The organism is Candidatus Legionella polyplacis, from assembly GCF_037013735.1.
GTDB lineage: Bacteria > Pseudomonadota > Gammaproteobacteria > Legionellales > Legionellaceae > Legionella_E > Legionella_E polyplacis_A.
Map to the genome: position 1 here is coordinate 434,754 of NZ_CP135136.1, position 19,300 is coordinate 454,053.

Here is a 19,300-nt window from a genome sequence, read left to right on the forward strand (position 1 = left end):
TTTAGTAATAATTTTAATAAAATTGATTTTATCTTAATATAGTTTAGTTATAGATTTGATTTGTTATGAAAAAATATATAAATTTTTCTAATTTAAATGCTGGTTTTACAGCTGTAATGGTTGGTTTTTTTAGTTCTTCTGCTGTAATTTTTCAATTACCTTTAGCATTTGGTTTAGGTTTAAAGGAAGCTAGTTCTTGGATTTTTGCTTTAAGCGTAGGAATTTTTTTAACTTGTGTTGGATTTTCTGCATATTATAAAATGCCTATTTTAACAGCATGGTCAACTCCTGGTGCTGCTTTTTTAATTACTAATATTTATTGTGGAGTTTCATTAAATGAATTTATTGGTATATTTATGTTTTGTGGTTTTTTGACAGTTTTATTTGGAATAACGGGTTGGTTTAAAAATATAATTATGCGGATACCTAAGTTTATTGTTTATTCAATGTTGTCTGGAGTTTTATTACATTTTGGTATAAATTTTTTTAAAGCGATGCAAAGTCAATTTTTATTAGTTCTTTCTATGTATTTTGTTTATTTAATAGGGAAAAGAATATTTAATGAATATATTATTTTTTTAGTATTATTTATTGGTATTTTAATATCTTTTTTAAAAAAATTATTAATTTTTCATCCTTTATATTTTAATTTGATTGAATTAACTTATATAAAACCAAAGTTTTCTTTTTACTCTTTGGTTAATATTGGTTTACCATTATTTTTTATAATGATGATGACTCAAAATCTTCCTGCAATTACAATTATTAATTCTTTTAAATATAATCCTCCAATTTCATCTTTAATTATTTGGATTGGGATTATTACGATTTTTTTAGCTCCTTTTGGTTGTTATGCTATTAATTTGTCTACATTTACTGCTCCTATATGTATGGGAAGTGATGCACATAAAGATCCATCTAAACGTTATAAATCAGTTGTTTTTGCAGGATTTTTTTTTCTTTTTATAGGATCAATTGGTGGATCTTTAATGTTTTCTATACTTAGCATATTTCCTAAAGAATTAATTACAGCTATTACTGGTTTATCATTATTAAGTATCATTAGTGAAAGTTTATATATGTCTTTTAATATTGTTGATCAGTATGCTAAAGAAGCATCTCTTGTTACTTTTATTATTATTTTTTCTGGTATTTCTTTTTTAGGAATAAGTTCTATATTTTGTGGATTAATATTTGGGTTATTTGTTTACTTTTTAAAAAAAAAAGGTTTTTTTTATAAAAAGGAAATTTTATATAAACATTATATATGGAGAGATGGCTGAGTGGATTAAAGCGACGGTTTCGAAAATCGTTGAAGAAATTGTTATTTTTATAGATAAATCTTCCCAGGGTTCGAATCCCTGTCTCTCCGATTGATATGTTAAAATATATATTTATATTGAAGAATATATAATAATTTTATAATATTAAAAAAAAGTGTTTAGTGTTAGTGTATGTATATTTTTATACTAATAATTTAATTATAAATAAAATTTATAAATTTATTTTTAATAGGTAAATTAATAAAGATTATTGGTATTTTTTGGTAAAATTAATTTTTATAGTTATATGGATAAATAGTTTTATATGAGTAATATTTTTATTGAATTATTAATTTGTTTTTTATTAGTATAAGTCATTTTATGTTTTTTAAAATTTTTATTAATGTAATATATTTGTTAATATTTTTAATATTAATTAGTTTGGGGTTATTTCAATTTCATAAGGCGAATGAGAAAAGAGAATTTTTAAAAAAAAGTTATTTATTTAATAAAAATAGTTATCTAAAAGAATGGACTGTTAATATGAATTTTCCGTATAATTTAGAAAAGATTATTATTAAAGGTAAATACTTGAAAAATTTTTTGCTTTTAGATAATCAGTACTGTCATCACAATTTTGGATATCGTTTTTTTGTTCCTTTATTGTTGTTAAATGGAAAATTAGTACTAGTTGATAATGGCTGGATTAGTTATAGTAATTTTAATATAGAGAAAACAAGAAAAGAAAAGTTGCTTTCGGTTATTAATGATTTTCACAATGTTATTGGATATGTTTATTATCCTATAAAAAATTATTGGTTATTAGGAAAGTTTTTAGAAAAACGGCATGGGATATTTTTTGTAGAATCATTAGATTTACAAGAATTAGGCAAATTTTTGAAAAAAAGAATTTATCCTTTTATTTTGTTATTGGATTATCAAAAAAAACATAATTGTTTTTATGAAGAAAAGATTGATAGTATGAGTTTTTTTTTGAAAAATTATATTTATGCTTTTCAGTGGTTTTTTTTGTCTATAATTTTTATTGTTTTTTATTTAAAAAAATAGATGTTTTATTTGTTAAGCGATTATGTATTAAATTGTAATATAAGAGGTTGTTTTGATTAATAATAATTTTTTTTATATTAAAAATTTTTTAATAAAAATTAAAATAATAAGAATTTTAATATGTTTTTTATTATTTTTATCTATAGTAGTAATTTTATTAGGATCATATACTCGTTTAAGTAATTCAGGTTTGGGTTGCCCAGATTGGCCATTTTGTTATGGAAATTGGGTTTACTTAAAAAGTAAATTAAGCTATTTATCTGTATTAGATACTAAGAAGGCAAATATAGAGATTACCCATAGGTATGCTGCTAGTATTTTAGGGGTTTTTATTATTATTTTAGATTTTTTATTATTTTTTTTCAGATCATGTTTTGTTAGGTTTCCTTATAAATTGTTTTTTAGTTTGTTATTTTTATTATTGTTACAAATAGAATTGGGAAAATTAACGATTGTTTTGAAATTATTTCCAATTATAGTAGTTGGACATTTTATAGTAGGTATTTTGATTTTTTCACTTTTATTTTATTTTATGTTGTTTTTATATCCGAGAGCCAATATAAATTTTTATCCTCAATGGAAAATATGGATTAAGATTGGTATATTGATTGTTTTTATACAAATTATTTTAGGTGTATGGGTTAGTTCGAATTATTCAGGAATTTCTTGTGTTGATTTTCCAAAGTGTAATGGTGTTTGGATTCCTAAGTTGTATTTTTCTTACATTTTTAATATGTTTCATTTGGTTAACAAAAATTATCAAGGAGGGATTTTTAATGTTGAAATTCGTTCTGCTATACAGGAAATGCATCGTTTAGGTTCGGTTTTTACATTAATTTATTTATTAATTTTATGTATTAGTTTTATGAAATATGTTGAAGAAAATGGATTGAAAATTATTATTTTTATTGTTTTATTGATAGTTATTTTTCAATGTATTTTAGGGGTTATTAATGTTATTTATTTTTTACCGTTATGGGTTTCTATGATTCATACTTTTATGGCAATTTTATTGTTTTCTATATTAATATTTTTATTGTTTTTAACACAAAGGAGAAAGCATTATTGTTTATTGAAAGGTATATAAGTTTTATTAAAATTAAAATTTGTTATTTGAAGTTATGTAAGGTTTTGAATAGTAATGTTTATATGTTATGAAAAAGCATTTTTGTGGTATGTATTTATTATTTGTAAATTGGAATTAGATTATTTGATATTTTAATATCTATAATTGGAATTGGCTGTTGTATATGTTGGTTATAAGTATAAATAATTTTTTAGATAAAAAAATTGGTTTGTTAATTAATGGAACTAAAAATATGGTTGTTGTTAAAAGTTATATATTTGTTACTAATGTTTGGTGTTTTTCAGTTTTTCTTAGGTATTATAGGTATAATAAATTATATTTTGATTTTATTAATTGATTATATTATTTTTTTTTATATGAAAATTTTTTAGTTATTAGAATATGGAAGTGATATTTAATTTTTATTTTAGAAAATAATTAATTATTAATGTTGTTAGAATATGTAAGAATATTTTTACAAAATTTTAAATAAAAATTTTTATGAATAGATTTTATGAAATTTTTTTAGGATTTGATTTTGGATATAAACGTATAGGTTTAGCAGTTGGACAAAGAGTAACATGTAGTGCAAATCCTTTGCCTACATTACAATCTGTTAATGGTGTACCAGATTGGAATTCCATTAAAAAAATTATTAGTATTTGGAATCCAAATGCTTTAATATTAGGTTTACCAATTTGTATTGATAGTAGAGAACAACATATTACAGTTGCTACTCGAATTTTTGCTGATCAACTTAGAGATAGATTTTTAAAATCAGTTTATTTTATAGATGAACGTTTATCTACTGTTGAGGCACGTGATAGATTATTTAAAAGTGGGGGTTATCGTAAAGTTATGTCTTCTCCTATTGATAGTTTTTCTGCTTGTATTTTTTTAGAAGATTGGTTAAGAAAATATTAATTTTTTATAAAAAGAATGTTTATGTAAAAACATATGAAAATTAAGAAATTTTTAAAAGTATTTTATTAATTTTTAAAGTTTAAAAAAAGAGGTATATGATGTTTTATATAAAAAAAACTTGTGTTGTTCCATTTAGTTGTGAACAAATGTTTATGTTAGTTAATGATGTTGAAAAATATGATGAATTTTTACCATATTGTTCTGAAAGTTTAGTGCATTATCAAAATAATAATGAATTGAAAGCTACATTAGTTATTTCTGTATTGGGACAACAAAGATCATTCACTACATATAATTATTTGTTTTTAAATAAAATGATTATAATTAATTTAATTAGTGGTCCATTTAATTATTTACGTGGATTTTGGTATTTTGATAGAAAAAAAAATGTTAATTGTAAGATATCTTTTAGTTTAAGTTGCAAAATTATCGAGAGGAAAATAAAGTATTTTCCTATTCAGTTTATTTTATATAAATTTTCTAATAGAATTGTGGATGCTTTTTATAAAAGAGCTAAGGATTTGTATGTTAAATATTGAATTAATTTATGTTAATTATGATTTTACATGGTTTCATTTCAAGTTATTTTTACCGTTTCGTTCTACGGTTAAAGATGCTTTGTATAAAACAAATATTATTTCTTTATGTCCTAATCTTGTTGGGAAAATTATTGGAATTTTTTCAGAACAAGTTTCTTTAGAAACATTTTTAAATAATGGGGATCGTATTGAAATTTATGAATCTCTTTTAGTTGATCCAAAAGAGATACGTAGGAATAGAATTAAAAATAGTGTTAAATAGTTTTTATATTTTTCGATATATGTACATTTATTAAGTAGATTAGAATGATAAAAATAGTATTTATATATAAAATATAATATTATTATTTTTAATATAGATCAATTTTCTTTAGTAAAATTTTAAATTTAGTTGAATATTTTTAATATATATACTTTAATATAAGCATTGTATAGATATAGAATTATTTATTGTTTGTTTGAAATTATATAAAAAATTTTATATTTAATAACATTAAAATTGAGTATTAATAGATATAGATACTTTTTATTTATTAGAAGAATTGTAATTAAGTTTTATTTTTTAAGGTTAATATGATTTAGAAACCATTATTTTATAGTTTTTATGTTTTTTATATTTTTTAGTTTCATTATTAATAATGAAAAGATTAGAAATAAAAAAAGTTTTTATTGATTATTTTTATAAAAATAATCACCATATTGTGGATTCGACTTCTTTAATTCCTTCAGATGATTCTACGTTATTGTTTGTTAATTCCGGTATGGTTCAGTTTAAAAATATTTTTCTTGGTTTGGAAGAACCAATTGTTCATAATGTTGCTAGTGTGCAGCGTTGTATGCGTGTTAGTGGTAAACATAATGATTTTGAAAGTATTGGATATACAAAAAGACATCATACATTTTTTGAGATGTTAGGTAATTTTAGTTTTGGTGGCTATTTTAAGTATGAAGCTATTTATTATGCTTGGGATTTTTTATTAAATTTTTTAAATTTGTCAGAAGATAAATTGTGGATTACTATTTATGAAAAAGATAAAGAAACTGAAGATATTTGGTTAAATAAAATAGGTGTATCCAGTAAAAGATTGATACGAAGGGGAAAAGATAGTAATTTTTGGTCTATGGGAGATATTGGTCCTTGTGGTCCTTGTACTGAAATTTTTTATGATAATGGAGATTCTATTTTGTTTGATTTTAATGATTTTTATGTGGGAAATCGTTATGTAGAGATTTGGAATATTGTATTTATGCAATTTAATAAAGATAAATATGGAAAGTTAAGTCTTTTATCTAGATTTTCTGTAGATACTGGAATGGGTTTAGAACGAATTACTTCTGTAATGCAAGGGGTGAAGGATAATTATGATATAGATCTTTTTAAGTATATTATTGATAAAATAAAAAAATTAGGAATTATAGATAGTGATAAGAAAAGTGTTTGTTTAAAAATAATTTCCGATCATATTAGATCATGTTCTTTTTTGATTATGGATGGAGTATTACCAGAAAATGTAGGTAGAGGATATATATTGCGTCGTATTATTAGAAGAGCTATTAAATATGGAAATAAATTAGGATTAATTTCTCCTTTTTTTTATAAATTGGTGGATTCTTTAGTTTTTTTGATGGGAACTGAGTATCCAGAATTATTAAGTTCTAAAGAAAAAATAAAAGAAATTTTAATGCAGGAGGAATTACGTTTTAATCATACTTTAAATAGAGGAATTATTTTTTTAAAAAGAGAGATGAATTATTCAAAAAATAAAGAAATTTCTGGAAATGTGGCATTTAAATTATATGATACTTATGGTGTTCCATTGGATTTAATGTTAGATATTGTTAAAGATTATAATTTTTTTATTGATGTAAAAGAGTTTGATAGATTAATGAAAAAACGACAAGAGTTATCAAGGAGTTTTTTAAAACATTCTATTAATGTAAAAGATGATTTTTTAATATGTAAGAATTTTAATTCTACTGAATTTTTTGGATACGATCATTTTACGATAAAAGCAAAAATTATTGCTTTATTTATTGATAATAAGTCAATTTCTATTTTAGACAATTATAAAGTTAGAAGTATAATTGTTCTTGATAAAACTGTATTTTTCGCTGAAAGTGGAGGACAAGTAGGTGATTCTGGACAGATATTCTCTAATGATGGTAGTATTTTTTTTGTAAAAAATGCTAAGTTTTTTGGAAAAAATATTTTTCATTATGGATATTTAAAAAAAGGAAAGTTTTTTATTAATCAAGAGGTTGTTATTGAAATTAATATTCTTAGGCGTTGTGCAATATCTTCTAATCATACTGCGATTCACTTATTATATAGTGTATTGAAGGAAGTTCTTGGAATTCATGTGCGTCAATGTGGATCTTTGATAGAGGATAAACGTGCTAGATTTGATTTTTTTCATTTTGATAAAGTATCTTTAAATTCTTTATATGAAATTGAGGATAGTATAAATAATAAAATTAGGTCTAATTATTTAGTATTGATAAAGTATAAGCAAAAAAAAGATTTTAAAAATATAAATACTGGATTTTCCTTTAGTAGTCAACGTTATAGTGAAAATTTGAGAATTGTATCTATAGGGAAAGATATATCACAAGAATTTTGTTGTGGTACTCATGTAAAGAGTACAGGAAGTATTGGATTATGTAAGATAATTTCTGAGAATGGTATTTCTAGCGGTGTAAGAAGGATAGAAATAAAAACTGGTTATTATGCTTTTTCTTGGATTCGTGAAAGAATAAACCAATTACAAACAATTTCAAATCATTTTAATACAACAACGGAATTTATTGTAAATAAAGTATTAAATATTATAGAGAAAGAAAAAAATATAGAAAAAAAATTAAATGAACTAAATAGAAAAATGTCTTTATATTTTATAAAAACTTTACTTAAAAATATGAAAGAAATTAATGGAATTAGTTTTTTAATTGAGCAAATAAAAAGTGATGTTGTGGATAATGTTAAAGTATTAAAGAATACATTAGAGTTAATAAATAAAGAACTTGAAAGCACGATTTTAATTATATTTTTTATAAAGAAAAATAAACTTAATGTTATATCTAGTATCAGTAGGAATATTGTTATGTATTTTCCAAAAATTATAGATATTATTAAAGTATTATGTGATCGTGGTGGTGGAAATGATTGTATTGCTCAAGGAGGTGGAGATATACCAGATGATTTAAATATACGAATCAAATCAGTAAAATCTATAATTAACAAATATTCGATGATGTTTAATAAATAAATGATTTAAAGATTTTAAATAATTTTTATTTATTAATATTTATATCATTGAACATGTTTTATTTTATATGTGGCATTGTTATATTTAGTTCTATAGTAGAACTGTGATTATTGATTTTCTTTAAATGAATATTTATTTGATCTTTATTTATATGAATATATTTTGTTATTACACTTATAATTTCTTTTTCTAATTCTAATAATTTATTTTTTGTATCTTCATTAGAATTTTCGTGAGAAATAATAATTTTTAATCGTTCTTTTGCAGTTTTTGAAGAAAATTTTTCTTTTTTGAAGAAATTTAATAGATTCATTTTAATATATTCCTATTTTTCCAAATAGACGATATAGTATTCCTCTTTTTTTATTTTTGATAAATTTAAATGGTTTGTTTTTTCCAAAAAATCTATCTACTGTATCTTGATAAGCGATACTTGCATTACTTTTTTTATTTAAAATAATTGGAATTCCTGTGTTAGAAGATTGTAGAATACTTTTAGATTCTGGTATTATTCCTATAATTGGTATACCTAATATTTCTTTTATATCGGAAATCGATAGCATTTCCCCTTTTGTTACGCGTTTTTGATCGTATCTTGTTATTAGTAAGTATTCCTGTATAGGATTTTTATTTTCAATTGCTCTTTTAGTTTTACTTGATAATAATCCTAATATTCTATCAGCATCTCGTATAGAAGAAATTTCTGGATTAATAACTACAATTGCGTAATCAGAAAAGTACATTGCCATTAAAGCTCCTGTTTCTATTCCTGCTGGAGAATCACATATTATATAGTCAAATTCGTTAGAAAGGTCACTTAGTACTTTTTCTACTCCGTTAAATGTTAACGATTCTTTATCTTTTGTTTGTGAGGTTGGCAATATGAATAAATTTGCTATTCTTTTATCTTTTATAATAGCTTGATTAAGTGTGACTTCGCCATTAATTACGTTAATGAAATCATATATGACTCTTCTTTCACATCCCATTATGAGATCAAGATTTCTTAGTCCAATATCAAAGTCAATAACTATAGTTTTATATCCGTATAATGCTATTCCTGTAGCTATTGATGCAGATGTTGTAGTTTTACCAACTCCACCTTTTCCTGAAGTAATTACAATTATTTTAGCCAATTTTAGGATTCTATTGAATAGTAGTATATATTTGTAGTTTCTTAATAAAATATGATATCATATTCTGACTTATAAAAGTATAAAATGTTTTATTTTTGATTTTCAAGGAAACATTTATTAAATAGGTAAATATTGATCTTATCATAGATAAGAAGGAAAAATTCTTCATTATGTTAGATTTTAATATGCAAGCAGAAGCTTTGACTTTTGATGATGTGTTGTTAGTTCCATCATATTCAGATATTCTTCCTAAAGAGGTTATTTTAAAAACTCGATTAACAAATGAATTATCTTTAAATTTACCATTTCTTTCTGCTGCAATGGATACGGTCACAGAATCTAGATTAGCTATAGCATTGGCGCAAGAAGGAGGTATTGGAATAATACATAGAAATATGAGTATTTATTCTCAATCTGAAGAGGTAAAAAAAGTAAAGAAATTTGAAAGTGGGATAGTACGAAATCCTATAGTTGTTAATTCGGATATTACAGTTAAAGAATTATTAGAAGTAATGAATAACTATAATGTTTCAGGTTTTCCTGTGGTTGAAGATGGTAAATTAGTTGGGATTGTAACTAGTAGAGATATTCGTTTTGAAACTAATTTATCATTATTAGTTCAGAATGTTATGACTCCTAAAGAGCGTTTAGTTACTGTTAATGAAAATGATGATAGAGAAAAAATTATTAGACTTTTACATAAAAATCGTATAGAAAAATTATTAGTGGTAAATAATTCTTTTGATTTATGTGGATTAATTACTGTTAAAGATATACAAAATGCTAAGAGAAATCCCTTTGCTTGTAAGGATAATTCTGGACAATTATGTGTAGGTGCTGCTATTGGTGTTAGTATGAAGGATACTGAAGACAGAGTTTATTCTTTGGTAGATTCTGGAGTAGATGTATTGGTTATAGACACGGCTCATGGTCATACAAAAAGAGTTATAGATATTATAAGATGGATTAAAAAAAAATTTTCTGTACAGGTAGTTGGTGGGAATGTAGTTACTCCTGAAGCTGCTTTTACTTTAGTAAAAGCAGGTGTTGATGCGGTGAAAGTTGGAATAGGACCTGGATCTATTTGTACTACTCGTATTGTTACTGGAGTTGGAATGCCACAAATTACAGCTATATTAAGTATTTTTAAAAAGTTAAAAGGAGAAGTTCCTATAATAGCTGATGGAGGGATTAGATATTCTGGTGATATATGTAAGGCTTTGGCTGCTGGGGCAGATTCTGTAATGTTAGGTGGAATATTTGCTGGAACTGAAGAATCTGCTGGTAATACTGAATTTTATAGAGGTAGAGCCTATAAAAGTTATAGGGGTATGGGTTCTTTAGGTGTTATGTCTGGAATTACCAGATATTCCGATCGTTATTTTTTAGATAATGAAGAGAATTCAGATAGTATAGTTCCTGAAGGGATTGAGGGAAGAGTTCCTTATAAAGGTGTATTGCATTCTGTTGTTATACAGTTAATAGGTGGATTAAAATCTTGTATGGGATATTTGGGTTGTATAGACATAAAAATGTTACATGAAAAATCAAAATTTGTTAAAATTACTCATTCTGGAATGAGAGAATCACATGTTCATGATGTTAATATAGTTAAACAAGCTCCAAATTATCAAATTGATTAAATTTTATGTTAAAAATTAAAAAAAGAAATTCTATAATAGTTTTTGATTTTGGTTCACAATATACAAGATTAATTGCTAAAAGAATTCGTGAAATGGGAGTTGTTTGCAATATTTGTTTATACAATGTAGATATTAATTTTTTAAAGAGTTTATTTCCTTGTGGAATAATTTTGTCTGGAGGTCCATATTCTGTAAATTCTATATCGCATATTAAAGTTCCTAAATATTTATTTGATTTAGAAATACCTATATTAGGTATTTGTTATGGAATGCAAATCATGGTTGCACAATTAGGTGGAAAGATTTGTTCTGTGAATAAGTTAGAATCTGGTCATACAGAGGTTTTTTTGTCCAAAAATAGTAATAGTTTGTTAGAAAATATTTATGATAGGAAAAATAGTAAAAATATTAGGGTTTTAGATGTTTGGATGAGTCATAAAGATCATATTGTTACTTTACCAAAAAATTTTGATATTATTTGCAGTACAAGCAATAGGGTGATTGCAGGTATAGCAAATGAAAAAAAATTTTGGTATGGATTACAATTTCATCCTGAGGTTACACAAACTTTACAAGGAGTAAAAATTTTAGAAAGGTTTGTTATTGATATTTGTAGTGCAAATGTTTGTTTTATGAAAACAAATATTATAGATAAGATTATTTTTGATATTAAAGGTAAAGTTAAAAATGATAAAGTACTATTAGCTTTATCTGGTGGTTTGGATTCTTTAGTAGTAGCTAAATTACTTTTTATGGCAATAAAAAATAATTTAATTTGTATATTTATTAATACAGGATTATTAGATTATAACTTTATTCGTAGAATAATAGATGATTTTACGAAAGATACTGGGATAAATGTTATTAGAATAAATGCTGAAGATAAATTTTTAAATGCTTTAAGTGGTATTGTTTCTCCAGAAAAAAAAAGAAAGATTATAGGTTCTGTTTTTGCTAAAATATTTATTGATAATGCAAGAAAGTTTTCTGATATTAATTGGTTAGCTCAAGGTACTATTTATTCAGATGTTATTGAATCTTCATTAATTAATGATTTTAATGATTTTTCTTTTAAAATTAAAACGCATCATAATGTTGGAGGATTACCACCTAATTTTAATTTGAATTTAATAGAACCTATTAGAGATTTATTCAAGGATGAAGTCAAAGATATAGCTTTAAAATTAGGATTATCTTGTGATATAGTTTATAATCATCCATTTCCGGGACCTGGATTTAGTATTCGTATTGTAGGAGAAGTTAAAAGAAGATATATTAATATTTTAAAAAAATCTGATGAAATTTATATTAGAGAATTAAAAAGATATGATCTTTATCATAAAGTGGATCAAGCATTTTCTATTTTTCTTCCAATTAAGACTGTTGGAATTATTGGAGATAATAGATTATATGAGTATGTTATTTGTTTAAGAGCTATAAAGAGTATGGATTTTATGACAGCTAGAATTGTAAAATTACCTTGGGATTTTTTAGAAAATGTTTCTAACAAAATTATTAATGAAGTTGAAGAAGTATCTAGAGTAGTTTATGATATTTCTGGAAAACCTCCATCAACAATAGAATGGGAATAGTGTATCGTAAAAATGATTTTTTTTGGATGAAGAAGGCATATAACTTTGCTTTAATTGCAAAGAATCAGGGTGAAGTTCCAGTTGGTTCTGTAATAACAACGTTAGAACAAACATTAGTTGGTTATGGTTGGAATCAGGTTTTACAAAAATGTGATCCGTGTGCTCATGCTGAAATGAATGCAATTCGTTTGGCTGCTTTAAATTTAAAAAATTATAAATTATTAGATACTATGATATATACTACTTTAGAGCCTTGTTATATGTGTGCTGGAGCAATAATTCAATCTAGAATAGGTAGGATAGTTTTTTCATTGAGAAATATTAAAAATGGTGCTTGTGGTTCAATATGTAATTTATTTAATAGTAATTTATTGAATTATAAAGTTAAAATTGATGAAGGAATTTTAGAGTTAGAGTGTTCGAAGTTGTTAAAAGACTTTTTTGACGAATGTAGAAAATTATAATTTGATATAAATCAGAGAAAATATCAACTTTTAAGTTATATATATTTAGTTTATTAATTTACAAATTAATAATAATTTTTTAAATAACATTTATTTTCTTATTAAGAGATTTTATGATATTTTTTATCGTTTCTTTCTCTTTTTTTCGTAAAGTTAAAATTTCAAATCCATTATCAGTTACTAATATTGTATGTTCCCATTGTGCTGATAAACTATTATCTTTTGTCACGACAGTCCATTGGTCTTGTAGTATTTTTGTATCAGGCTTTCCAGCATTAATCATTGGTTCTATAGTAAAAGTCATCCCTTTTTTTAATATTTCTTTTGTTCCTGGTATTCCATAGTGTAGGATTTGTGGTTGTTCGTGAAAATATTTTCCAATTCCATGTCCGCAATATTCTTTTACAATGGAGTATTGGTATTTTTCAGCATGTTTTTGTATCGCATGTCCTATGTTTCCTAAGTGTATATTAGGTTTGACTTGATAAATACCAATTAATAAACATTCATATGAAGTTTGCACAATATTTTTTGCTTTTTCGGAGGCTGTACCTATTATAAACATTTTACTAGTATCAGCGTGATATCCATTTTTAATAATAGCAATATCAATATTAATTATATCTCCATTTTTTAATGTTTTATTATTTGGTATTCCATGACATACAACATTATTTATGGATGTGCAAATAGATTTTGGAAATCCAAAGTATCCCAATGGAGCTGGAATAGCTTTTTGTGTATTTACTATGTAATCATGACATAAATTATTGATTTCGTTTGTCGTTATTCCTTCTTGTATGTATGGTTCTATCATTTCTAATACAGAAGCTGCTATTTTTCCTGCAATTCTCATTTTTTGAATTTCTTGATTATTTTTAATATTTATTTTCATTGATATGTTTCCTTTAGTAATAAAATATGTATTTTATATTTTATAATATTAAAATATGTATAATAGTAGAATTAATTTTAAAAACATAATTTTTTTCAAAAAATATTAAGTTTGTTGTTTGATTTTTAAAATTTAATATTATTATTTTTATGTTCTATCGTTAAGATGATAATATTATTTAATAAAATATAAGTTAAAATTTAATTTTTATTTTTATGAGGAAGAATATGCATTTAGGTATACGTGAATTGTTAGAGGCTGGAGTACATTTTGGTCATCGTACTAGATTTTGGAATCCGAAGATGTCTCCTTATATTTTTGGTTCTAAAGATAAAATTCATATAATTAATTTAGAAAAAACTTTAGTTAAGTTAAAAGAAGCTGCAAATTATGTTAGTACTTTGGTGATGCATAAAGCAAAGATTCTTTATGTAGGTACAAAAAGGGCGGCTCAGAAAAGTATTTTTGAAAATGCAAATCGATGTAAAATGCCTTATGTAAATCATAGATGGTTAGGTGGAATGTTAACTAATTGGAAAACAGTTCGTCAATCTATATTTAGATTAAAAGAATTAAGAGAAATGAGGAGCAAAGGAATTTTGGATACAATGATTAAAAAAGAAGCTTTAATTTTATTAAGGGAGTTTAATAAATTAGATAGAAGTTTAGGCGGAATTGAAAACATGGAAAGTTTGCCAGATGCTATTTTTATAGTAGATATTGGATTTGAGCATATTGCAGTTAGAGAGGCTTGTCGTTTAAAAATACCTATAATAGGAGTAGTAGATACTAATAATAATCCTGATTATGTTGATTATGTTATTCCTGGTAATGATGATTCTATGAAAGCTATTGATATTTATATTAGTTTTATTACTAATGCTATTATTTCTGAGCAAAATAAAAATCTTATAGAGAAGAATAAATCTAATTCTTCATTATTTTTATCAAAGTCTGAAAAATAATATTTAAATGTTATACTAATATTTTATTAGATAATATCTTAATTGTAAGATTAAATGTTTTTATTTTGTTTAAAGTATGAGGAGATATTTATGGATTTAAATTACGTTAATTTAGTCAAAAAATTGAGGGAATATACAGGAGTTGGTATAATGGAATGTAAAAAGATTCTTATAGAATCTGAATGGAATTTTGATAAAGCTGTAGAGAATATTTATCAATATAGCAAGGATAAATTTATTAATAAATCTATAAAAAAAACCAAGGAGGGTGTTATTTTTATTAGTAGATCAGAAGATTGTAAAAGTGCAGTGATATTAGAAGTTCGTTCCGAAACTGATTTTGTATTAAGAAATGCTCATTTTATGCATTTTGTGATGAAAGTTGCAGATACAGCATTATTTATTCCAACAGTATTTAGTATAATGGATTTAAATAATGAAAATTTGTTAGGTGAATCAATAACGGTGGATCAAAGTAAAAAGAATCTTATTTTAAAGTTAGGAGAAAATATTGAATTAAATCGTTTGAATAAGATTGTATGTAATAGCTTTGATCATAGAATTGGATATTATTTACATGGATCTCGCATTGGTGTTTTAGTTCATTTGAACGGTGGAGATGATTTGATAGCTAAAAATATAGCTATGCATATAGCAGCATGCAATCCTATGGTAGTTAGTAGAGATCAGTTTTCTGATAGAATGATTTCTGAAAAACGCAAATTTTTTTTAGAACAATCTAAAAAACATTATAGAAATAAATCAGATGATTTATATCATAGAATAGTTGATGGAAAACTTAATAAGTTTATTAAAGAAAATTCATTATTAGAGCAAGTTTATATAAAAGATAGTAATTTGAAAGTTAATGATTATTTAAGAGAGAAATGTGTTACTGTATTGTCTTTTATAAGATTTGAGATTGGAAAATGATGAATTATATAAATTCTAATTTTAGGTGGTTTAGTATAGATTTGTTTTTATTTTAGGAGTTTTATATTGAGTTGATGGTAATAAAAGAAAATTATGTGTTTAAATATAAAAGGGTTTTATTAAAATATAGTGGAAAAGCATTGTTAGGTAACAATAGTTTTGGTATAGATTTTAATGCTGTTAATTTTATAAGGGATTCTGTTGTTGGTTTAATTAATATGGGGATTGAAGTTGCTTTAATGATAGGTGGGGGAAATTTTTTTAGAGGATCAGAATTGAGTTGTATTGGTTTTGATCGTGTTACGGGAGATCATATTGGTATGTTATCTACTGTATTGAATGCATTAGCTATTCATGGATCTTTTAAAAAGATTAATGTTCCTTCCTTTTTAATGTCATCTATACCTATTATGGGTATAACTAATTTTTATGATCAAAATCAAGCAATTAATTATTTGAATAAAAAATATATTGTAATTTTTACGGCAGGACTTGGAAATCCTTTTTTTACTACAGATTCTGCTGCGTGTTTAAGAGCTATTGAAATTAATGCTGATATAATGTTAAAAGCAACAATTGTTGATGGAATTTATTCAGATGATCCTATAAAAAATTCAGAGGCTATTTTTTATAAGTTTTTAACATATAATAAAATTTTAAAAGATGAATTAAAAATTATGGATACTACTGCTGTTTATTTGTGTCAAAAATATGATATGCCTTTTCAAGTTTTTAAATTTTCGGATTTTGATGTTTTAAAAAAAATTATGTTTGGTGAGCAAATTGGGACTATTGTAAGTGGTGATTAGAATATGATTATTAACAATATTAAGTCTGATGTTATTTGTAAAATGGATAAAGTTTTATTTTCTATGCAAGATAATTTAAAAAAGAATGTGATGATTCGTATTAATAGTTCTTTATTGAATAATATTATTGTTAATTATAATTGTAATAAATTTTTTTTGAGAAAGATTGCTAATATTAGTATTTTAGATTTTAGAACGTTAATTGTCAAACCTTGGGATAAAAATTTAGTTAATTTTATTAAAAAATCTATTTTAGATTCTAATTTAGGATTATCTGTAATTGTAAAAAAAGAAGATATTTATGTTTATAGTCCATTATTAACTGAAGAGAAAAGGAAAAGGATAGTAGTGTATATAAAATCGATGGGAGAGGAAGCAAGAGTTTGTATTAGGAATATTCGTCGTGATGTAAATAATCATTGTAAAATATTAAGTAAGTCAAAGAAAATTTCTAAAGATGATGAACGCTATTTAATTAGAGATGTTGTTCAAAAACTTACTGATTTGTATGTATCTAAAATTAATAAATTGGTCGAAGATAAAAAAGATGAGATTTTAACTTATAGAAAATAAATTCTTATTTTTTTGTATTTAGTTTTAAATTTTTGTTCAAATTATTTAATTTTGGGCCTACTAGGATTTGAACCTAGGACCAACGGATTATGAGTCCGCTGCTCTAACCTCTGAGCTATAGGCCCTGAAGATTAATAAATATGTGCGTACTATTTTATATAAAATAATGAAGAAAGTATATATTTTTTTAATTGATTTAAATTTTAATAAAAAGTATTGATTATATGTATATGAATAAGATTAAATTTTATCATTTTCAAGAAAGCTACGTAATTTTTCTGATCTAGATGGATGTCTTAATTTTCGTAATGCTTTTGCTTCTATTTGTCTAATACGTTCTCTTGTAACTTCAAATTGTTTTCCAACTTCTTCTAAAGTATGATCTGTATTCATTTCTATTCCGAATCTCATTTTTAATACTTTAGATTCTCTAGGAGTTAAAGTGGATAATATGTTTATTGTTGCTTCTTTCAGTCCATCTATTGTGGCTTTATCTGATGGAGATTCGATATTATTATCTACTATAAAGTCTCCTAAATGTGATTCTTCATCGTCTCCTATTGGAGTTTCCATGGAAATTGGTTCTTTTGCTATTTTTAATATTTTTCGTATTTTTTCTTCATTTATGTCCATTTTTTTTGATAATTCTTCTGGTGTAGCTTCTTTTCCTGTTTCCTGTAGAATTTGTCTAGATATTCTATTTAATTTGTTTATTGTTTCTATCATGTGTACAGGAATTCGTATAGTTCTAGCTTGATCAGCTATGGATCTGGTAATTGCTTGTCTAATCCACCATGTAGCATACGTAGAAAATTTATAACCTCTTCTGTACTCAAATTTATCTACAGCCTTCATCAAACCTATGTTTCCTTCTTGAATTAAGTCCAGAAATTGTAAACCTCTGTTAGTATATTTTTTGGCAATAGAAATTACTAAACGTAAATTTGCTTCTACCATTTCTTTTTTAGCTTTTTTTGCTTTAGTTTCTCCTGATGAAATTTTATTATTTATGTCTTTTATTTCGTTAATTGTAAGCCCGTGCAGTTTTTCAAGATTGATTAGATGATTTTGAAGAAATTTTATTTTGTCACTATATTTTGATATTAATTTTAGATTTAATTTTTTAGAATATGTGTTGATTAGCGTATTAATCCAAGTTAAATTTGTTTCTTTACCTAAAAAAGAATTTATAAATATTTTTTTAGGTATGCGTGCCTTATAAACACATAATTGCATAATATTTTTTTCATATTTTTTAATATGATTTTTAAGTTTTTTAAAATATTGTGTTAAACGGTCTACTTGTCTTGTTGTTAGTTTAAATTTCAAGAACCAATTTGACATTGTTTTTATTGAGGATAGAGATTTTTTGGATGTATTTCCATATTTTTTTAGTGTTTTTATTACGTTATTAAATTTTTTTCTTAGTTTATCAAAATACATTTTAGCTTGTTTAGGATTTAGTTCTTCTTCTGAATTAATATTATTTTTTATATTATTGTTTTCTATTGTTTCTTCAAGATTTTGTATAAAAATAAGATCGTCTTGTGGTGTTTTATCTATTACTGTTTTTTGTATGTTATCGATGTTTGATTCTTTTATTGTTTTAGTATCTAGAAAGCCATTGATGAGATCATTTAATTTTATTTCTTCAGATAGAACTTTATCATAATCTATTAATAGTAATTCTATTGTTTTAGGATAATTTGCTAGTGATTTTAAAATTTGATTTATTCCATCTTCAATTCGTTTTGCTATTTCGATTTCTCCTTGTCGTGTTAATAATTCTACACTTCCCATTTCTCTCATATACATTCTAATTGGATCTGTTGTTCTTCCTGTTTCTGTATCTACTGATGCGATAGCAGCTGCTACTTCTTCTACATCTTCTGGTATTTCTTCTGTTGTTCCTAGTAAGGCAAGTTCATTTTCATTGGGGGATATTTCGAATACTTTGATATTCATTGATTCTAACATGTTTATAATTACGTCAAAGTGTTCTGGATCAATGATATTTGGTAAAAAATCATTAATTTGAGAATAAGTAAGATAATTTTGTTCTTTTCCTAATTTAATTACTTTAGTAATTTGTGAATGTTGTTCTTGGTCATTTTTCATAGTTTGAAGTATTTAATAAAATATCGTTTAGAATAAAAAAAATAATT

The 19,300-nt window shown here is 24.2% G+C and carries 19 protein-coding genes and 2 tRNA genes; 16 read left to right on the top strand and 5 right to left on the bottom strand.

Annotated elements, in window-relative coordinates; all coding sequences use genetic code 11:
• Positions 1–65: 65 nt before the first annotated feature.
• The 9 genes from RQL38_RS02145 (at position 66) to alaS (ending at position 8,125) form a co-directional block, all read left to right on the top strand.
• On the top strand, positions 66–1,283 hold the full coding sequence (locus RQL38_RS02145; RefSeq protein ID WP_338521425.1) for a benzoate/H(+) symporter BenE family transporter: 1,218 nt from the start codon (positions 66–68) through the stop codon (positions 1,281–1,283).
• Positions 1,270–1,372, top strand: a tRNA-Ser gene (locus RQL38_RS02150). The genes RQL38_RS02145 and RQL38_RS02150 overlap by 14 nt, the downstream gene beginning before the upstream one ends.
• Positions 1,373–1,643: 271 nt before the next feature.
• Positions 1,644–2,330: an SURF1 family cytochrome oxidase biogenesis protein gene (locus RQL38_RS02155; protein ID WP_338521426.1), complete on the top strand. Its 687-nt coding sequence runs from the start codon at positions 1,644–1,646 to the stop codon at positions 2,328–2,330.
• A 52-nt stretch (positions 2,331–2,382) separates the two neighbouring features.
• Complete coding sequence (locus RQL38_RS02160; protein WP_338521428.1) at positions 2,383–3,417, top strand: COX15/CtaA family protein; 1,035 nt, start codon at positions 2,383–2,385, stop codon at positions 3,415–3,417.
• Between the two features lie 163 nt (positions 3,418–3,580).
• Entirely contained in the window at positions 3,581–3,754 is a 174-nt protein-coding gene (locus tag RQL38_RS02165; RefSeq protein ID WP_338521429.1) for a hypothetical protein, read from the top strand.
• 143 nt (positions 3,755–3,897) lie between these two features.
• Positions 3,898–4,320, top strand: coding sequence for a Holliday junction resolvase RuvX (ruvX, locus tag RQL38_RS02170; protein WP_338521430.1), 423 nt, complete (start codon positions 3,898–3,900; stop codon positions 4,318–4,320).
• Positions 4,321–4,418: 98 nt separating this feature from the next.
• Positions 4,419–4,859 carry a type II toxin-antitoxin system RatA family toxin gene (locus RQL38_RS02175; protein ID WP_338521432.1) on the top strand — a complete coding sequence of 147 codons (441 nt, stop codon included), beginning with the start codon at positions 4,419–4,421 and terminating at the stop codon, positions 4,857–4,859.
• Positions 4,846–5,121 carry an RnfH family protein gene (locus RQL38_RS02180; RefSeq protein WP_338521433.1) on the top strand — a complete coding sequence of 92 codons (276 nt, stop codon included), beginning with the start codon at positions 4,846–4,848 and terminating at the stop codon, positions 5,119–5,121. Before RQL38_RS02175 ends, RQL38_RS02180 begins: the two co-directional genes overlap by 14 nt.
• Before the next feature lie 376 nt (positions 5,122–5,497).
• Positions 5,498–8,125, top strand: coding sequence for an alanine--tRNA ligase (alaS, locus tag RQL38_RS02185; protein ID WP_338521435.1), 2,628 nt, complete (start codon positions 5,498–5,500; stop codon positions 8,123–8,125).
• A gap of 58 nt (positions 8,126–8,183) precedes the next feature.
• Here the strand turns inward: alaS and minE are convergent, their stop codons facing one another.
• Positions 8,184–8,438 carry a cell division topological specificity factor MinE gene (minE, locus tag RQL38_RS02190; protein ID WP_338521437.1) on the bottom strand — a complete coding sequence of 85 codons (255 nt, stop codon included), beginning with the start codon at positions 8,436–8,438 and terminating at the stop codon, positions 8,184–8,186.
• A gap of 1 nt (position 8,439) precedes the next feature.
• Positions 8,440–9,261, bottom strand: coding sequence for a septum site-determining protein MinD (gene minD / locus RQL38_RS02195; RefSeq protein WP_338521438.1), 822 nt, complete (start codon positions 9,259–9,261; stop codon positions 8,440–8,442).
• A 170-nt stretch (positions 9,262–9,431) separates the two neighbouring features.
• Here minD and guaB point away from each other — a divergent pair, with 170 nt between their 5' ends.
• The 3 genes from guaB to tadA are packed head-to-tail and all read left to right on the top strand — an operon-like array spanning position 9,432 to position 12,960.
• A complete protein-coding gene (gene guaB / locus RQL38_RS02200) occupies positions 9,432–10,904 on the top strand; it encodes an IMP dehydrogenase (RefSeq protein WP_338521439.1) in 1,473 nt (490 codons plus the stop codon).
• Positions 10,905–10,909: 5 nt separating this feature from the next.
• Positions 10,910–12,496, top strand: a complete 1,587-nt coding sequence (gene guaA, locus RQL38_RS02205) for a glutamine-hydrolyzing GMP synthase (RefSeq protein ID WP_338521441.1) — start codon at positions 10,910–10,912, stop codon at positions 12,494–12,496.
• Positions 12,496–12,960 (top strand): tRNA adenosine(34) deaminase TadA, encoded by a 465-nt coding sequence (gene tadA, locus RQL38_RS02210; RefSeq protein WP_422388202.1) that lies wholly within the window; start codon positions 12,496–12,498, stop codon positions 12,958–12,960. Before guaA ends, tadA begins: the two co-directional genes overlap by 1 nt.
• A gap of 79 nt (positions 12,961–13,039) precedes the next feature.
• On the opposite strand, the gene map is transcribed toward tadA, so the two are convergent.
• Positions 13,040–13,855: a type I methionyl aminopeptidase gene (gene map / locus RQL38_RS02215; protein WP_338521444.1), complete on the bottom strand. Its 816-nt coding sequence runs from the start codon at positions 13,853–13,855 to the stop codon at positions 13,040–13,042.
• Positions 13,856–14,082: 227 nt separating this feature from the next.
• On the opposite strand from map, the gene rpsB reads away from it, so the two are divergent.
• From rpsB to RQL38_RS02235, 4 genes are all read left to right on the top strand, one after another.
• Entirely contained in the window at positions 14,083–14,820 is a 738-nt protein-coding gene (rpsB, locus tag RQL38_RS02220) for a 30S ribosomal protein S2 (RefSeq protein WP_338521446.1), read from the top strand.
• A 90-nt stretch (positions 14,821–14,910) separates the two neighbouring features.
• Positions 14,911–15,753, top strand: a complete 843-nt coding sequence (gene tsf, locus RQL38_RS02225) for a translation elongation factor Ts (RefSeq protein WP_338521448.1) — start codon at positions 14,911–14,913, stop codon at positions 15,751–15,753.
• A 74-nt stretch (positions 15,754–15,827) separates the two neighbouring features.
• A complete protein-coding gene (gene pyrH, locus RQL38_RS02230; protein WP_338522013.1) occupies positions 15,828–16,562 on the top strand; it encodes a UMP kinase in 735 nt (244 codons plus the stop codon).
• 3 nt (positions 16,563–16,565) lie between these two features.
• Positions 16,566–17,135, top strand: a complete 570-nt coding sequence (locus RQL38_RS02235; protein ID WP_338521449.1) for a ribosome-recycling factor — start codon at positions 16,566–16,568, stop codon at positions 17,133–17,135.
• 52 nt (positions 17,136–17,187) lie between these two features.
• Here the strand turns inward: RQL38_RS02235 and RQL38_RS02240 are convergent.
• Together RQL38_RS02240 and rpoD are read right to left on the bottom strand one after the other, a co-directional pair.
• Positions 17,188–17,260 (bottom strand) — tRNA-Ile (locus tag RQL38_RS02240).
• A gap of 115 nt (positions 17,261–17,375) precedes the next feature.
• A complete protein-coding gene (gene rpoD / locus RQL38_RS02245) occupies positions 17,376–19,253 on the bottom strand; it encodes an RNA polymerase sigma factor RpoD (RefSeq protein ID WP_338521451.1) in 1,878 nt (625 codons plus the stop codon).
• Between the last annotated feature and the right edge of the window lie 47 nt (positions 19,254–19,300).

Excerpts from the sequence above, each read along its gene's own strand:
- RQL38_RS02145 (WP_338521425.1), top strand. The coding sequence starts at position 66 with ATGAAAAAATATATAAATTTTTCTAATTTAAATGCTGGTTTTACAGCT.
- RQL38_RS02155 (WP_338521426.1), top strand. The coding sequence starts at position 1,644 with ATGTTTTTTAAAATTTTTATTAATGTAATATATTTGTTAATATTTTTA.
- RQL38_RS02165 (WP_338521429.1), top strand. The coding sequence starts at position 3,581 with ATGTTGGTTATAAGTATAAATAATTTTTTAGATAAAAAAATTGGTTTG.
- ruvX (WP_338521430.1), top strand. The coding sequence starts at position 3,898 with ATGAATAGATTTTATGAAATTTTTTTAGGATTTGATTTTGGATATAAA.
- RQL38_RS02175 (WP_338521432.1), top strand. The coding sequence starts at position 4,419 with ATGTTTTATATAAAAAAAACTTGTGTTGTTCCATTTAGTTGTGAACAA.
- RQL38_RS02180 (WP_338521433.1), top strand. The coding sequence starts at position 4,846 with ATGTTAAATATTGAATTAATTTATGTTAATTATGATTTTACATGGTTT.
- alaS (WP_338521435.1), top strand. The coding sequence starts at position 5,498 with ATGAAAAGATTAGAAATAAAAAAAGTTTTTATTGATTATTTTTATAAA.
- minE (WP_338521437.1), bottom strand. The coding sequence starts at position 8,438 with ATGAATCTATTAAATTTCTTCAAAAAAGAAAAATTTTCTTCAAAAACT.
- guaB (WP_338521439.1), top strand. The coding sequence starts at position 9,432 with ATGTTAGATTTTAATATGCAAGCAGAAGCTTTGACTTTTGATGATGTG.
- guaA (WP_338521441.1), top strand. The coding sequence starts at position 10,910 with ATGTTAAAAATTAAAAAAAGAAATTCTATAATAGTTTTTGATTTTGGT.
- map (WP_338521444.1), bottom strand. The coding sequence starts at position 13,855 with ATGAAAATAAATATTAAAAATAATCAAGAAATTCAAAAAATGAGAATT.
- rpsB (WP_338521446.1), top strand. The coding sequence starts at position 14,083 with ATGCATTTAGGTATACGTGAATTGTTAGAGGCTGGAGTACATTTTGGT.
- tsf (WP_338521448.1), top strand. The coding sequence starts at position 14,911 with ATGGATTTAAATTACGTTAATTTAGTCAAAAAATTGAGGGAATATACA.
- pyrH (WP_338522013.1), top strand. The coding sequence starts at position 15,828 with ATGGTAATAAAAGAAAATTATGTGTTTAAATATAAAAGGGTTTTATTA.
- RQL38_RS02235 (WP_338521449.1), top strand. The coding sequence starts at position 16,566 with ATGATTATTAACAATATTAAGTCTGATGTTATTTGTAAAATGGATAAA.
- rpoD (WP_338521451.1), bottom strand. The coding sequence starts at position 19,253 with ATGAAAAATGACCAAGAACAACATTCACAAATTACTAAAGTAATTAAA.